The sequence below is a fragment of the Robertmurraya sp. DFI.2.37 genome (assembly GCF_029211245.1).
Lineage (GTDB): Bacteria > Bacillota > Bacilli > Bacillales > Cytobacillaceae > Robertmurraya > Robertmurraya methanolica_A.
The window spans coordinates 1-298 of record NZ_JARGEJ010000673.1 but is presented as its reverse complement, the minus strand read 5'-3'; the positions used below and the strand labels follow the sequence as shown (position 1 = coordinate 298).

The 298-nt window shown below is 36.2% G+C and carries 1 protein-coding gene; it reads left to right on the top strand.

Features of this window, described 5'->3' with window-relative positions:
* The coding region (locus PZE06_RS28155) for a deoxynucleoside kinase (RefSeq protein WP_275792422.1) at positions 1-298 on the top strand (298 nt) is incomplete at both ends.

Genomic DNA, 298 nt, shown 5'->3' with positions numbered 1-298 from the left:
AACGCACACTAAAGCCTCATGACTATACAAAATATTTGGCCATATACAATATATTAACAGCGGACATGCCTAAACCAAACATCATGATTTACTTACAAGCAAGTTTAGAAACACTTTTAGCAAGAATTAATCATCGAGGCCGCTCTCAGGAAAAAAATATCAGCCCCGATTATTTACAGCTATTATCTTTTGATTATGAAAAGGCAATGCTCGACTTTGAAAAAGAAAATCCTACCACGCCCATTCTCCGCTTAAATGGTGACAATATGGATTTCGTCAACAATAAACAGGATCTGGA